Consider the following 14,863-nt stretch of genomic DNA (forward strand, 5'->3'; position numbering starts at 1 on the left):
GGGCTGGTGCGGCGTCCCCTTTTTCTCAAACAAGAGGCCAAATTCTGTGAAGCAAAGTGATTCGTCCGGGCTCCGCGTGAGCGGCCTGTGCTACCGGGTGGAGGGACGGACTCTCCTGGACAGCGTGGAACTGTCAGTGTCCCCCGGCGAGTCGGTCGCGGTGACCGGCCCTAGCGGATCCGGCAAGTCGACCCTGCTCATGTGCATCCTCGGCCTAATCAAACCGCAGGCAGGCACCATCACCGCCGGGGGCCGGGAGATCACCGGACTCAAGTCCGCACAGCTTGCGCAGGTACGGCGGGCGACTCTGGGCATGGTGTTCCAGTTCGGGGAACTCCTCCCCGAACTCAGCCCGGTTGAGAACGTCGCCCTGCCGGTCCTGCTCGACGGAGGCCGCCACCAGGACGCCTACCGGCGAGCGGAGGAACTCCTCGACGAGCTCGGCGTCCCCGCCGGCTCCACCCCCACCGGCATGCTCTCCGGCGGCGAGCGCCAGCGGACTGCCGTCGCCCGCGCCCTGATCACCGAGCCTGACGTCCTCCTCGCCGACGAGCCCACCGGCGCCCTCGACCCCGACGCCAAAGAGGGAGTCGCCCGTCTGCTCTTCACGACCGCCCGTGACCGGGGCTGCGCACTGCTGCTGGTCACGCACGACCTCACGGTCGCCAGTCGGGCCGACCGCCGCCACGAGCTCCAAGGCGGGATCCTGGCCGAAGCAGGAGCCGTCTGATGAAAGAAAGCATCCGCACCGCGGGCAAACTGATCAGGATCGGCCTCGCCGCGGGCCGCTCCACGCCCGGCGACCGCCTGCGCTGGTGGGGGCTGTTCGGCGCCGCAGCCGCCGTCGCCTTCGTCACCCTGGCGACCGTGGCCACCGTCGCCACCTATCACGGCCGCGAGACAAGAGCGGACGCCAGAGGACCGGTGATCACCGACAGCAAGGATGCCGCACTGCTGTACCGGGAGGGAGGCGACTCCGTCGGCACCAGGCCCGTATCTATCGTGTTCGTCCACCCACTTACTCCCGAGGCTCCTGTTCCCACCGGTGTGACCCGCTGGCCCGAGCCGGGCCAGGTCTTGCTCTCTCCCGAACTCCTCAGGACCGGACGCGGAGAAGGGATCCTGACCCGGTACGGAACGTTCGCAGGAACCATCACCACCGACGGTCTGGTCACTCCCTCCGAGCGGATCGCCTATGTCCGGGTGGCGGACACACCACCGAAGGACGATCCCAGGTGGATGCATGTGTCCGCCTTCGGAAGCGGCGGCGGCGCGACAGGAGAGATGGCCGATCAGCGGCCCGTGAGTTCCCCCGCCCTCGCCTCGTGGGCCCTGACCGGGCTGCCCGCCCTCGCCCTGACCGTGGTCGCCGCGCGGGTCGGCTCCCGCACCCGTGACCGGCGCAGCAGTCTGCTGCAAGCCCTGGGTGGGACATGGCGGCACCGGATGATCGTCAACATCGGTGAAGCCGCGATCCCCGCCGCGCTGGGAACCCTCGCCGCGCTCCTCCCGTATGCCGTTACCTCCGTACGGGACACACGCCTTTCGCCCACCGGATACATCCTCGACCACCGTGACGTGTGGGCCGCATGGCCCACCGCCGCCGCATCGGCAGCAGTATCGCTGCTGGCTGTGCTGAGCATCGTGGTGGGCACGCACCGCATTCACCGGGACGGCACGTCCACCCGCCCCGCCTCCTTCACGTCCCGTGTTCCCGCGTGGCGCCTGTTCGTCTGTGGTGTCGGCGTCGCACTGGTCCTGACAAGCCAGTACGTGCCCCAGAGGGCGCAGCTTGCCGTATTCACTTGCGGGACCGTCGTGATGTGGGCCTTTCTGTCCTCCGTCGTGGCTCTCCTCACCCGCCACCTGGGCTCCTGGCTCGCCGACAGCGGGAAGCGAAGGGGACATGCGGGCCGCATGATCGGCGGACGGTGGACGCACGCGCATCCCGGCGTCATCGTGCGCCTCGCTCTCGCCATGGTGATCGGCATCGGGATCGTCGCCCAGATGCAGGTGTGGACCAGCAGGCTCGGGGGGCACTCGCACGCAGCCGTCGCCACGCACCAGCGGATCAAGGACACGGTGATCGAGGTGGCCGCCAGCAACATGACCGCGTCGCAGACCGACCGGTTCCGGTCGTCCCTTCCGGCCGGGTCGGTGCTGCTGACCCGCACCTTCCACGATCCGGGGCCGCCCAGAGATCCGTGGGTGACGATCGCAGGATCCTGCCGCGACCTGCGCACGCTGCACGTGGCCTGTCGCGGCGACAAGGGGTCGGCGGCGGGAAGCAGGGTTCAGGTGGAAGAGATGCGCCGCTGGTACGGCGACCTCAGGTTCACACAAGTCCCCCGGATCACTGTGAAGCCGGACGGCACACAGTCCCTCCTCGTCGTGACCCCCGCACCGGGGCAGCTCGCCGCGGTGAAGCAAGCCGCGTACACGCTTCCCAATCCTTCGGTGCAGGTCCAGGCACTGGGGGGAAACTGGCTCGGGTCCTCGGGTTCCCGCCTGCCGAACTGGATCCAGCTGTTCGGCGTCACCGGCATCCTCTTCATTCTCGTGGCCGGTGCGGTGAGCGCGGCGGCCGAGTTCGTCCGGATCCGCCATGCTCTTGCCCCGCTCTCCGTCCTGACCGGCCACCGCCGTGTGTTCCGGTCCGTGACCTCATGGCCCCTGACCGTCCCCCTGCTCATCGCCACCCTTGTCACTGGGGCCGTGACCGCATGGCACTCAGTGTTCTTCATCGCCCTGGTACAGGAAGGCTCCGTGTCCTGGACAATCCTGACAGCCGGCATCGCGGCGTGCGCCGCGGTCTCGCTGACCGTCGGGTTCCTCGGCGCACGCGCGGCAGCACGAGAGGCCGACCAGTGGCGGCCTGCGGCCGACTGAACGAAAGCATCCCCACAGCCGACACTGGCCACCGATGGCGCCCTGCTCGGCGAACCGGCCGCAAGGCGCTACTGTCGGCGGCCGGTTTCACCATCATGCCTAGTCGCGATCTATCGCGTTTGGGTACGCTGGGTCGGTGGACCTCGACAAGAATCATTCAGCGCCCGCACCTCATGAGCCCGCCCTGCGCGCGTCCGACGCGGACCGCGACCGGATCGCGGACATTCTGCGCGACGCCATGGCGGAGGGCAGGCTGACCGCCGAGGAGCACTCCGACCGTGTCGACTCGGTCTACCGCGCCAAGACCCTCGCCGAACTGGAGCCCCTGGTCCAGGACTTGCCCGCCCCCGGCGGCGACGCCCGGCGCGAGCCGGCCTCGGCGGCGTACGACCCGGTCGATCCTTCGGTGCCGGTCGCGGCGGAGAACCTGATCGCCGTCTTCAGCAGCTCGACCCGTAAGGGCCGCTGGCGGATCGGCGGCAGGACGAACGCCTTCGCGCTCTTCGGCAGCGTGGAGATCGACCTCACCGAGGCGCTTTTCGGCCAGCGACTGACCGTGATCAACGTGACCTCGATTCTCGGCAACGTCGAGGTGCGCGTCCCCGAAAACATCACGCTGCGCGGCGGTGGCACCGGGATCTTCGGAAACTTCGAGGTCGACACCCTCGAAGCCGCCAACCCCGAGGCGCCGGTCGTGGTGATCAACGGGTACTCGGTGTTCGGCAACATCGAGGCCAAGCCCAAGCGCGGAAAGCGCGTCGCGGACCTCCGCGGTCGCATGCGCAAGCACCTCGGGCACTGACGCGTACTGAGACGGTTCGAAACCCTGTGCATAGGCGCGCGCACAGCGGGTAGGGACTGCTGCATCGCTGCTCGCTCCCGAAGCCGTCGTCAGGAGTAGACCGTGCTGCATCCGCCGCAACAGTCCCTGCAGGTCGCCGCCGTTCCGTCGCAGCGCGCGCCGGCCCGGGATCAGGCCGGCCCATGGCACACGGAGGCGGTGTGCCGCCGGGACGAAGCCGGGCTGTTCTTTGCCCCGTCGAAGGAGCCGACGGCCGCGAGGCTGGCCCGGGAAGAAGCCGCGAAGCGGGTCTGCGCGCGCTGCCCCGTGATGGTCGAGTGCCGGGAGCACGCGCTGCTCCAGCCCGAGCCGTACGGCGTCTGGGGCGGCCTGACCGCGGCCGAGCGCCGGGTGGTGCTGGCCAGGCGAAGGCGGCGCGAGATGGAGCTGAGCCAGGCGGCTCAGGCGGGCAGGATCGCCGCCGCGGGCTGACCGGCTGATCAGGACATGAGAAAAAGGGGCGCCCCGGCCGTAGAGCCGGGGCGCCCCTTTCTCGTACTTCTCCTGCCGGGTACTACTTCGCGCGGTCGAAGTCGATGGCGCTGTACGCGCGCAGCTTCGAGAGGCGGTGCGTCGAGTCGATCTGGCGGATCGTGCCCGACTTCGAGCGCATCACCAGGGACTGCGTGGTGGCGGTCTCCGAGCGGTAGCGGACGCCGCGCAGCAGCTCGCCGTCCGTGATGCCGGTGGCGACGAAGAACACGTTGTCGCCGCTGACCAGGTCGTTCGTGTGCAGTACGCGGTCGAGGTCGTGACCCGCGTCGAGGGCGCGCTGGCGCTCGGCCTCGTCCTTGGGCCAGAGCTTGCCCTGGATGGTGCCGCCGAGGCACTTGATCGCGCAGGCCGAGATGATGCCCTCGGGCGTACCGCCGATGCCCATGAGCATGTCGACGCCCGTGCCTTCGCGCACCGCCATGACCGAGCCGGCGACGTCGCCGTCCGAGATGAACTTGATCCGGGCGCCCGTCTCGCGGATCTCCTTGACGATGCCCTCGTGACGGGGGCGGTCGAGGATCATCACGGTGACGTCTTCGGGGGTCGAGTTCTTGGCCTTCGCGACCCGGCGGATGTTGACCGAGACGGGGGCGTTGATGTCGACGAAGTCGGCGGCCTCCGGACCGGTGACCAGCTTCTCCATGTAGAAGACCGCGGACGGGTCGAACATGGTGCCGCGGTCGGCGGCGGCGAGCACGGCGATGGCGTTCGGCATGCCCTTGGCGTTGAGCGTGGTGCCGTCGATCGGGTCGACCGCGATGTCGACCTCGGCGCCGGTGCCGTCGCCGACACGTTCCCCGTTGAAGAGCATCGGGGCTTCGTCCTTCTCGCCTTCACCGATGACGACAATGCCGTTCATCGAGACGGTCGAGACCAGGGTCCGCATGGCCTTCACCGCTGCGCCGTCCGCGCCGATCTTGTCACCGCGGCCGACCCACCGCCCGGCGGCCATGGCAGCGGCCTCGGTGACCCGGACGAGTTCCAGGGCCAGGTTGCGGTCGGGGGCCTCGGGCGAGACCTCGAGCTGAGACGGAAGATGGTGCTCGGTCATCGGAGCGCACCTTTCTGTACGGCGACGGCCGGAGTAAAGAGGGTGCTGCCGACTCTATCGGTACGTCGACAAAATGAGCAGGGCGGGGCACTTATGAGCGGCATATCGGGATGAGATGCCCCTCGCGCGGGCGGTGGCAGGCCATGGGGGACCATGGGGGGCGTGGCAGGTATGAAAGGCACAGGCAAGCAGACGGTCCGGAGCATGATGCTGTCGATGGCGGCGATCGGTGCCGTCGCCGCGAGCGTTTACATGTTCATCCCGCATGACGACTCGGTGGACCCCATCAAGCCGGTCGACTACCGGGTCGAGCTCATCACGGCGCGACGGGCGGCGCCCTACCCTGTGGCGGCCCCGGTGGGGCTCCCCGAGACCTGGAAGCCGACGTCGGTCACGTACGACCGGCAGGACGGCAACGCCTGGCATCTGGGCTTCCTCGACCCGGAGCGGCAGTACGTCGCGGTCGAGCAGTCGAACGGGCCCGCGGAGAAGTTCGTCCACAAGGTCAGCCAGCGGGCGGCGAAGACCGAGAAGACGGTGCTGGTCGGCGGCGAGACCTGGCAGCGCTGGGAGGGCCCGAAGTACGACGCGCTGGTGCGCGAGGAAAAGGGTGCGACGACGGTGGTCACGGGCACGGCGTCGCAGGAGCGGCTGGCGGAGATGGCCGGGGCGCTGGAAGCGAAGAAGTCCTGAAGCGCGACTGACACGGAGAAGCCGCCGCACCCCTCGCGGTGCGGCGGCTTCGCCGTGTCAGTCGTCTCTGTCGTGTCTTGCGCGCCCCGTGATCAGACGGTGGTGATGACCTCGTCGTAGGTCAGGCGCGGGGAGCGCGGGAACCACGCGTCGTCGCCCGGCTTGCCGATGTTGACGATCATCAGCGGAGTGTGGTCGTCGTCCAGGAACTCCTTCTGGACGGCGGCGAAGTCGAAGCCGGTCATCGGGCCCGCGGCCAGGCCGGCGGCGCGGACGCCGACGATGAAGTACGCGGCCTGGAGGGCGGCGTTGAGACCGGCGGCCGACTCGCGGGCCGGGCGCTCGGAGAAGAACATGTCCTTGGCCTGCGGGAAGTGCGGAAGCAGCGCCGGGAGCTCCTCGTGGAACTCGTTGTCGGCGGCGAGGATCGCGACCAGCGGGGCGGAGGCGGTCTTCGGCTGGTTGCCCTCGGCCATGAGGGGCACGAGGCGCTCACGAGCCTCGGCGGAGCGGACCAGGACGACACGCAGCGGCGACTGGTTGAACGCGGTCGGGCCGAACTTGACCAGGTCGTAGATCGCCTGGACCTGCTCCTCGGTCACCGGCTCGTCGGTGAAGGTGTTCGCGGTGCGGGCCTCACGGAAGAGGAGGTCCTGGGCGGCGGGGTCAAGAACGAGAGACATGCGGCTTACCTTCCGGACGTGCAAGGGGGGTCAAGCGGGTCAGGCTGTGATCTCACCGTAAGCCAAGGTGTGTTAACTTTCAACTAAAACGGCGCCGCAGTGGTCCACTTCACAGCGGAACTTTGCTTGCCCCCGCCCTCAGCTCTCGTCGGCGAGCGAGGCGTCCAGGCGCGCCCTGGCCCCCTCCAGCCACCGCCGGCAGACCTTCGCCAGCTCCTCGCCGCGCTCCCACAGCGCCAGCGACTCCTCCAGCGTCGTACCGCCCGCTTCCAGGCGTCGTACGACGTCGATCAGCTCGTCCCGGGCCTGCTCGTACCCGAGGGGCGTCGCCGCTTCGTCCGTCTGTGCCATGTGATCCACCCTATGTGTGCGTACGAGGTCACTCCGCGACCCGCACTGTGAACTCGCCCTCGGCCACCCGCGCCCGCAGCTCGTCGCCCGCCGTGACCTCGTCCGGGGAGCGGACCACCGCGCCGTCCGCCCGCTGAAGCACCGCGTACCCCCGCTCCAGCGTCGCCGCCGGCGACAGCGCCACCACCCGCGCACGGGTGTGCGACAGCTCCGAGTCGGCGCGGTCCAGCAGATGCCCCAGCGTGCGCCGGCTGCGCGCCACCAGCGCCTCGACCTCCGCCTCGCGGTCCTCCACCATCCGGTGCGGCCGCTCCATCACCGGCCGGGCCAGCGCGTGCGCCAGCCCCCGCTCCTCGCGGTCCATCAGTCCGCGTACGGTCCGCAGCGCCCGGTCACGCAGCAGCTGGACGCGGTTCAGCTCCTCGCCCACGTCCGGCACGACCTTCTTCGCCGCGTCGGTCGGCGTCGAAGCCCGGACGTCGGCCACCAGGTCCAGCAGCGGCGAGTCCGGCTCGTGCCCGATGGCCGACACCACCGGCGTACGGCACCCGAACACGGTCCGTACGAGCTGCTCGTCCGAGAACGGCAGCAGATCCTCGACGCTGCCCCCGCCGCGCGCCACGATGATCACGTCGACGTCCGGCAGCTCGTCCAGCTCCTTGACGGCCTGGACGACCTGCGCGACCGCGCTCACCCCCTGCACCGCCACGTTCCGCACTTCGAAGCGGACGGCGGGCCAGCGCCGGCGTGCGTTCTCCAGGACGTCGCGCTCGGCCGCCGACGCCCGGCCCGTGACCAGCCCGATGCACTGCGGCAGGAACGGCAGGGGCCGCTTGCGGTCCAGCGCGAAGAGCCCCTCGCCCGCCAGGGCCTTCTTCAGGTGCTCCAGCCGCGCGAGCAGCTCCCCGATCCCGACCGGCTTTATCGCCGTCGCGCGCAGCGAAAGCTGCCCGCGCGGCGCGTACCACTCGGGCTTCGCGTGCACCACGACCCGCGCGCCCTCCGCCACCACGTCCGCGATCGGGTCGAAGACCTGCCTGAAGCACGTCACGCCCACCGAGATGTCGTGCGAGGGGTCGCGCAGCGTCAGAAAGACGACCCCGGCGCCCGGCCTGCGCGAGATCTGCGTGATCTGACCCTCGACCCACACCGCGCCGAGCCGGTCGATCCACCCGCCGATGAGGCGCGAGACCTGACCGACCGGCAGCGGGGCGTCGGCGGACGTATTCAGAGCCATGTACGAAGGCTAGCCGCCGCCACTGACACCCATGCCGGTCCGACGCCCCCGTTGCACGGCCACCACCACCAGCCCCACCGCCAGCCACAGCGCGCCCACCACCTGCGCCGCGCCCGACGCCTCCGCGATCACCGCCACCGCCACCGCCGCACCCAGCACCGGCAGCAGCACGTGCCGCCACCACACCGGCGGCCCTTCCATCCTCCGTACGGCGAACCAGCCCACCACCGACGCGTGCAGCAGCACGAACGCCGTCAGCGCCCCGATGTCGACCACCGACACCAGATGGTCCAGGCCGTCGTCGCGCCGGGACGCCCACACCGCCGCCACCAGCGTCACCACGGCCGCGACCCCCAGCGCGATCCTCGGTACGCCGGAAGCGGCATCCACCTTCGCCAGTACGCGCGGCAGCCGCCCCTCCCTGGCCATCGCGAACAGCAGCCGCCCGGCCGCCGCCTGCCCCGCCAGCGCCGCGAAGGCCGCCCCGACCGCCTTGCTCACCGCCACCAGGTCTCCCAGCCAGGTCGCGATCGACGCATCGAGCGCGTCGTAGAACGCGGTCCCCTGCTTCCCCGGATCCGCGGCGAGCTCCGCCGCCGACACCGGCTGGAGCAGCGCCGCGAGATACGTCTGCGTCACGAACAGCGCGCCCGCGAGCCCCAGGCAGAACAGCACCGCCCGCGCCACCTTCGCCGACCCGCCCGTCACCTCCTCCGCGAACGACGCGATCGCGTCGAACCCCAGATACGACAGCACCGCCACCGACACCGCGCCCAGGACCGCCGCGAGCGAGAAGCCGCCCATGGAGCCGTCGCCGGTCAGCGGCGACAGCCAGCCGCGCCGCGCCCCGTCCTGCGTGAGCACCACGACGGCGGCCACCACGAAGACCCCCAGCACCACGATCTCCATGGCGAGCACCGCGAAGCCCACGCGCGCGGCGGCCCGTACGCCCCACATGTTCAGCCCCGTGGTCACCACCACCGCGAGCGCCGTCCACACCCACTGCGAAACGGCCGGCACGAGCGCGTGCATCGCGATTCCGGAGAAGAGATACGCGACCGCCGGAATGAGCACGTAGTCGAGCATCGCCATCCACCCGGCGATGAACCCGGGGCCCTCGCCGAGCGCCTTGCGGGCGTACGCGAAGACCGAGCCCGCCTGGGGGACCACCCGCACCATTTGGGCGTAACTGAATGCGGTGAACGCCATCGCGACCGTCGCGACGAGATAGACGAGGGCCACCGCCCCGTGCGACTTGGCGTCGAGCGTCCCGAAGACGCCGACGGGCGCCATGGGGGCGATGAAAAGCAGCCCGTAGACGACGAGATCGCGGAATCCAAGACTCCGCCGCAGCCCCGCGGTCGCCCTCACGGTCACGGTCATCGCGCCTCCGTACGTGGAACCAGGCGTCCAGTCTTGATCACCGAGGCGGTTCAGCGGCGTCCCCTGGCCTGCGTGGCGCGGCCTTACGATGGTGGACATGACTGCTACCGCCGCCCGTCGTGTCCTTCTCGCCGCTCCCCGTGGCTACTGCGCGGGCGTGGACCGTGCCGTGATCGCCGTGGAGAAGGCTCTGGAGCAGTACGGGGCGCCGATCTACGTCCGGCACGAGATCGTCCACAACAAGTACGTCGTGCAGACCCTGGAGAAGAAGGGTGCGATCTTCGTGGACGTGACGGCGGAGGTCCCCGAGGGCTCGATCGTCATGTTCTCCGCGCACGGCGTCGCGCCGGCCGTGCACGAGGAGGCCGCCGAGCGGAAGCTCGCGACGATCGACGCGACCTGCCCGCTGGTCACCAAGGTCCACAAGGAAGCGGTCCGCTTCGCCAAGGAGGACTACGACATCCTCCTGATCGGCCACGAGGGCCACGAGGAAGTCATCGGCACCTCCGGCGAGGCCCCCGACCACATCACCCTGGTCGACGGCCCCGAGGACGTCGCCAACGTCTCCGTACGCGACGAGTCGAAGGTCGTCTGGCTCTCCCAGACGACGCTCTCCGTGGACGAGACGATGGAGACCGTCGACGCCCTGAAGGAGAAGTTCCCGAACCTGCTCTCGCCTCCCAGTGACGACATCTGCTACGCCACGCAGAACCGTCAGATCGCGGTGAAGAAGCTGGCCGAGGACGCGCAGCTCGTCATCGTCGTGGGCTCCAAGAACTCCTCGAACTCCATCCGCATGGTCGAGGTCGCCCTGGACGCCGGCGCCCCCGCCGCGCACCTGGTGGACTTCGCCGACGAGATCGACGAGGCGTGGCTGGAAGGCGTCACGACGGTCGGTCTGACCTCTGGCGCCTCGGTGCCCGACGTCCTGGTCGACGGCGTACTGGAATGGCTGGCCGAGCGCGGTTACGGCGACGTCGAGACGGTGAAGACCGCCGACGAGTCGATCACCTTCTCGCTGCCCAAGGAGCTGCGCCGCGACCTGCGAGCCGAAGCGGCCCGCCTCTCCGGAAAGTGACTTTCAGCGACACTGTCAGTGCCACACCGTAACGTTGAGTCCATGAACGTGTTCGGAGTGGACATCGGCGGATCCGGCATCAAGGGCGCTCCCGTAGACCTGGAGCGCGGCGACCTGGCGCAGCCGCGGCACAAGGTACTGACCCCGCACCCTGCCACGCCGTCCGGCGTGGCGGGGTGCGTCCATGAGGTCGTCAGCCATTTCGGCTGGAGCGGCCCGGTCGGCGTCACCTTCCCCGGAGTGGTCACGGGCGGCATCACCCGTACCGCCGCGAACGTCGACAAGGGCTGGATCGACGTCGACGCGCGGGCCCTGCTCAGTGACCGCCTGGGCCTGCCGGTCACCGTCCTCAACGACGCCGACGCGGCCGGCGTCGCCGAGATGACGTTCGGCGCGGGCGCGGGCCGCAAGGGCACGGTCTTCCTGCTCACGTTCGGTACGGGCATCGGCAGCGCACTCTTCCGTGACGGCATCCTGGTGCCCAACACCGAGCTGGGTCATCTGGAGCTGAACGGCCAGGACGCGGAGAAGCACGCGTCCACGAAGGCCAAGGAGGACGAGGACCTGAGCTGGGAGCAGTGGGCGCACCGGGTTCAGAAGTACCTGGCGCACCTGGAGATGCTGTTCTCGCCGGAGCTCTTCATCATCGGCGGCGGGGTGAGCCGCAAGGCCGCGAAGTTTCTCCCGCTGGTCGAGGGCATCCGTGCGGAGATCGTCCCCGCGCAGCTACAGAACAACGCGGGGATCGTGGGCGCCGCGATGGCGGCAGGCGCGGCTTCCTAGCTCACAGCTACTCCACAGGGTCGGGGCTCGGCCGCCTGGCGGCGCCGCGCTGGGCGGCGGCGGCCTGGATCGCCCGCCGCCGGGTCATCAGCCGCACCTTGCGTACGGTCGCGATGACCCCGGCGACGAGCGTGCCGCCGTACAGCCAGCCCGCGTGTACGGCGAGCGCCGTGACCACGGCCATGATCCGGCTGCCGAACCCGCTCGCGCCCCCGGCGATCGGCACCAGGCCGACGGCGAAGGCGATGGGTACGGCGATCGGCGCGGTGACCAGGTCGGCGGGTCGCACCCACAGCGCGGTCAGGGCGCTGACCGGCAGGAACAGCAGCCCGTACACGATCGGCGAACCGCCGAACAGCAGCCGGTCGAGACCGCCGAGCACCAGCATCACGGCGGCGGCGAACAGCCCGCTGCCGAGCCCGGTGAGCCGGGGGTTGGGCAGCCGTCGCAGGGCCAGCACGACGGGCGGCACGGGACGTGCCGGTCTCGCCGCCACCCGGTAGACGGCGGCGGCGTCGGCGGACCGGCCCGAGGGGAGCAGGGGGGTCTGCGACTGCTGCTGGGGACGAGGGGGACGTGCCCTGTGTTGCTCCACCTGGACAACGTAGGTCGCAGGGAGGGATGAATCAGGCGCAGGACACGCCCTTTGGCCGACCTTGGCCCTGCGTTCGACGCAACGTGGCCGATCGAAGCCCCCTGAAGGCTCCCGCAGCTCCCGTCGTCGGCCTCCCGCCGCCCGCCCGTAAACTGGGGGATCGGTCCACTCCCGGGCCAGTCCTCACTTCAGGAAGTCGCCAACGTGTCGCTCACGATCGGAATCGTCGGCCTGCCGAATGTCGGCAAGTCGACCCTGTTCAACGCCCTGACCAAGAACGACGTGCTGGCGGCCAACTACCCGTTCGCCACGATCGAGCCGAACGTCGGCGTCGTCGGCGTCCCCGACCCGCGCCTGGCCACGCTCGCCAAGATCTTCAACTCCCAGAAGATCCTCCCCGCGACGGTGGACTTCGTCGACATCGCCGGCATCGTCCGGGGTGCATCGGAGGGTGAGGGCCTGGGCAACAAGTTCCTGGCGAACATCCGCGAGTCCGACGCGATCTGCCAGGTCATCCGTGCCTTCAAGGACGAGAACGTCGTACACGTCGACGGCAAGGTCTCGCCGAAGGACGACATCGAGACGATCAACACCGAGCTGATCCTGGCCGACCTCCAGTCGGTCGAGAAGGCGGTCCCGCGCCTGACGAAGGAGTCCCGCCTCCAGAAGGAGAAGGTCGCGGTCCTGGCAGCGGTGGAGGAAGCCCAGAAGATCCTCGAAGCGGGCACCACGCTCTTCGCGGCAGGCATCACCGCAGGCACGGAAAAGGGCCGCCTCCTCCACGAGCTCCACCTCCTCACCACCAAGCCCTTCCTCTACGTCTTCAACGTCGACGAGGACGAGCTGGTGGACGAGGACTTCAAGAACGAGCAGCGCGCGCTCGTCGCCCCCGCCGAGGCGATCTTCCTCAACGCGAAGATCGAGTCCGAGCTGATCGAGCTCGACGACGACGAGGCCCTGGAACTGCTCCAGTCCATGGGCCAGGAAGAGCCCGGCCTCGCCACCCTCGGCCGCGTCGGCTTCGACACCCTGGGCCTCCAGACCTACCTGACGGCAGGCCCCAAGGAGACCCGCGCCTGGACCATCAAGAAGGGCGCGACGGCCCCCGAGGCGGCCGGTGTGATCCACACCGACTTCCAGAAGGGCTTCATCAAGGCCGAGGTCATCTCCTTCGCCGACCTGGTCGAGACCGGCTCGGTAGCCGAGGCCCGCGCGAAGGGCAAGGCCCGCATGGAGGGCAAGGAATACGTCATGCAGGACGGCGATGTGGTGGAGTTCCGCTTCAATGTGTGATCAGTTCGTTACTTTGAGCTAGGTGAATCGTCAAGTTCACAGGTGGTAAGGGGTCGACTCTTTCGGGAGTCGGCCCCTTACCCGTTCCCGTGCTGGATAGGTGCTGGATTCTCTGATGTGTCGTCACCTGGGCATGGACTTGAAGTTGTCGCCGAGATGGGACGTCGACGGCCGACGGGATGGCTCGTCAGTTTGCCTGTGAGTTGCCAGCCTGCGCACCGGGACCGGCGAAACGGAGCACGTACAGCACCGCGTCTTCTCTGCAAGATCCTCGGGGGTCTTAGTCGGCAGGCAGTTCGAGCATCGGCTGGAAGGCGGAGTCCTCCTCATCGGGAACGTACGGGAGGAAGTCGTCGGGGACGGTGCGGGCGGCGGTGGCAAGGAGGCGGCCGAGGACTTCCCGTTCGGTGGCCGGTGGGAGCCCAAGGGCGGTGAGGAGGCGATCGCGGACCGCGGGGTGGTCCGGGTGGTCGTCGAGGTAGTCGGAGTTGAGGGCCGGGGCGCGGAAGCCGGCCAGGGCGTCGTGCCAGGACGGGAGGACGATGGTGAGGGTCAGGGCCTCGGCGAGGGATTCGGCGATCAGGGAGGCTCGACCCTCGGAGTCGGTGTAGAGGACGGGCCGAGGGCTGCCGGGGACGGCCGGGCCGCATAGGTAGTGGGTGCCGCCCGCGTTGCAGCCGGCGACGGGCTCCACCAGGAGGCCGTTGGGCAGGGCGATCGACTCGATCGGGTCGGTGCGGACGAGGTCGAACTCTCCGTCGCAGGCCAGGTAGGAAGCGGCCTCGGGGTGCGCGGCGATCCTGCGGAGCAGTGCGTCGTGCGAGAGGGCGGCCGGGTTGAGGGCTGCGGTGATCGCAGGGGTGAGGGGATGTCCGGCGAGGACGTGGCGGACGGCGTCGAGGGGGACTGGGCGCTCGTAATAGTCCTCGAATTGGGCCTGGACAGCCTCGGCGGAGCGGTCGGCGAGGAGGCGGAAGAGGAAGCCGGAGCCGTCCGGGTCATCGCTGCCGGGCGGGAAGGCGATGGCTGAGCCGGTGCGCCAGGCCCTGTTGCCGGTCGCCCGCCACAGGCAGGCGGTGACGCGAGGGACGTCGACGCCCTTGTCACGGCAGGCGGGTTCGTCCAGAAGCGAGCTCAACGCGGCGGGCACTTCGTCGATGACACCGGGCCAGACCTGCTCGTCGTCCGTCCCGTACGGGCTCATCTCCGACTCGTGGTCGAACCCGCGTATGAGCACGCCGGCCGGGGTGAAGTGGACGGAGAAATCGTCCCCCGAGCCGTTCTCCATCAAGGCCGTCTCTTCGCCGGGACCCCGGGATGTGTCGAAGGCGTAGCGGCAGAACTGCGAATCGCCGCCGATCGTGGCGTCCAGAATGGCCAGCGCACGCAGGTGGGCGCGGAGTTTGGCGGGCTCGGGGAGGAGGGCGGCTATCTCGTGCACTGTGCTCATGGCGCCATGAAAGCAGCCACCACTGACAACACGTGTTCCTG

Annotated in this window: 15 protein-coding genes; 8 read left to right on the forward strand and 7 right to left on the reverse strand. The window is 69.5% G+C overall.

What is annotated here, in order from left to right; genetic code table 11:
* Positions 1–46: 46 nt before the first annotated feature.
* From J7E96_RS11760 to J7E96_RS11775, 4 genes are all read left to right on the forward strand, one after another.
* Positions 47–730 (forward strand): ABC transporter ATP-binding protein, encoded by a 684-nt coding sequence (locus J7E96_RS11760; RefSeq protein ID WP_308295913.1) that lies wholly within the window; start codon positions 47–49, stop codon positions 728–730.
* Complete coding sequence (locus J7E96_RS11765) at positions 730–2,889, forward strand: permease (RefSeq protein WP_215130275.1); 2,160 nt, start codon at positions 730–732, stop codon at positions 2,887–2,889. Before J7E96_RS11760 ends, J7E96_RS11765 begins: the two co-directional genes overlap by 1 nt.
* Positions 2,890–3,025: 136 nt before the next feature.
* Complete coding sequence (locus J7E96_RS11770) at positions 3,026–3,691, forward strand: DUF1707 domain-containing protein (RefSeq protein ID WP_215130277.1); 666 nt, start codon at positions 3,026–3,028, stop codon at positions 3,689–3,691.
* Positions 3,692–3,793: 102 nt separating this feature from the next.
* Positions 3,794–4,162, forward strand: a complete 369-nt coding sequence (locus J7E96_RS11775) for a WhiB family transcriptional regulator (protein WP_215130279.1) — start codon at positions 3,794–3,796, stop codon at positions 4,160–4,162.
* Positions 4,163–4,244: 82 nt separating this feature from the next.
* On the opposite strand, the gene glpX is transcribed toward J7E96_RS11775, so the two are convergent.
* Positions 4,245–5,276, reverse strand: coding sequence for a class II fructose-bisphosphatase (glpX, locus tag J7E96_RS11780; protein ID WP_214969656.1), 1,032 nt, complete (start codon positions 5,274–5,276; stop codon positions 4,245–4,247).
* Positions 5,277–5,447: 171 nt separating this feature from the next.
* Between glpX and J7E96_RS11785 the strand changes: the two genes are divergently transcribed.
* Positions 5,448–5,969 carry a DUF4245 domain-containing protein gene (locus J7E96_RS11785; RefSeq protein WP_374196660.1) on the forward strand — a complete coding sequence of 174 codons (522 nt, stop codon included), beginning with the start codon at positions 5,448–5,450 and terminating at the stop codon, positions 5,967–5,969.
* Between the two features lie 92 nt (positions 5,970–6,061).
* On the opposite strand, the gene J7E96_RS11790 is transcribed toward J7E96_RS11785, so the two are convergent.
* The 4 genes from J7E96_RS11790 to J7E96_RS11805 all read right to left on the reverse strand — a co-directional run bounded on the left by J7E96_RS11790 (position 6,062) and on the right by J7E96_RS11805 (position 9,623).
* Positions 6,062–6,652: a malonic semialdehyde reductase gene (locus J7E96_RS11790; protein ID WP_215130283.1), complete on the reverse strand. Its 591-nt coding sequence runs from the start codon at positions 6,650–6,652 to the stop codon at positions 6,062–6,064.
* Between the two features lie 138 nt (positions 6,653–6,790).
* Positions 6,791–7,003, reverse strand: a complete 213-nt coding sequence (locus J7E96_RS11795; RefSeq protein ID WP_215130285.1) for an exodeoxyribonuclease VII small subunit — start codon at positions 7,001–7,003, stop codon at positions 6,791–6,793.
* Between the two features lie 28 nt (positions 7,004–7,031).
* Complete coding sequence (xseA, locus tag J7E96_RS11800; protein WP_215130287.1) at positions 7,032–8,240, reverse strand: exodeoxyribonuclease VII large subunit; 1,209 nt, start codon at positions 8,238–8,240, stop codon at positions 7,032–7,034.
* Between the two features lie 9 nt (positions 8,241–8,249).
* On the reverse strand, positions 8,250–9,623 hold the full coding sequence (locus tag J7E96_RS11805; protein WP_215130289.1) for an APC family permease: 1,374 nt from the start codon (positions 9,621–9,623) through the stop codon (positions 8,250–8,252).
* 88 nt (positions 9,624–9,711) lie between these two features.
* Here J7E96_RS11805 and J7E96_RS11810 point away from each other — a divergent pair, with 88 nt between their 5' ends.
* The gene (locus J7E96_RS11810; RefSeq protein WP_215130291.1) at positions 9,712–10,701 is read left to right on the forward strand and encodes a 4-hydroxy-3-methylbut-2-enyl diphosphate reductase; all 990 of its coding nucleotides are present in this window, start codon (positions 9,712–9,714) and stop codon (positions 10,699–10,701) included.
* A 42-nt stretch (positions 10,702–10,743) separates the two neighbouring features.
* A complete protein-coding gene (gene ppgK / locus J7E96_RS11815; RefSeq protein WP_215130293.1) occupies positions 10,744–11,484 on the forward strand; it encodes a polyphosphate--glucose phosphotransferase in 741 nt (246 codons plus the stop codon).
* Positions 11,485–11,491: 7 nt separating this feature from the next.
* Here the strand turns inward: ppgK and J7E96_RS11820 are convergent, their stop codons facing one another.
* Entirely contained in the window at positions 11,492–12,079 is a 588-nt protein-coding gene (locus tag J7E96_RS11820) for a DUF6542 domain-containing protein (RefSeq protein ID WP_215130294.1), read from the reverse strand.
* 204 nt (positions 12,080–12,283) lie between these two features.
* Between J7E96_RS11820 and ychF the strand changes: the two genes are divergently transcribed.
* Positions 12,284–13,372 (forward strand): redox-regulated ATPase YchF, encoded by a 1,089-nt coding sequence (gene ychF / locus J7E96_RS11825; protein ID WP_215130295.1) that lies wholly within the window; start codon positions 12,284–12,286, stop codon positions 13,370–13,372.
* Positions 13,373–13,652: 280 nt separating this feature from the next.
* Here ychF and J7E96_RS11830 read toward each other — a convergent pair whose 3' ends face one another.
* A complete protein-coding gene (locus J7E96_RS11830; RefSeq protein ID WP_215130296.1) occupies positions 13,653–14,822 on the reverse strand; it encodes a hypothetical protein in 1,170 nt (389 codons plus the stop codon).
* Between the last annotated feature and the right edge of the window lie 41 nt (positions 14,823–14,863).

The organism is Streptomyces sp. ISL-96, from assembly GCF_018614035.1.
GTDB lineage: Bacteria > Actinomycetota > Actinomycetes > Streptomycetales > Streptomycetaceae > Streptomyces.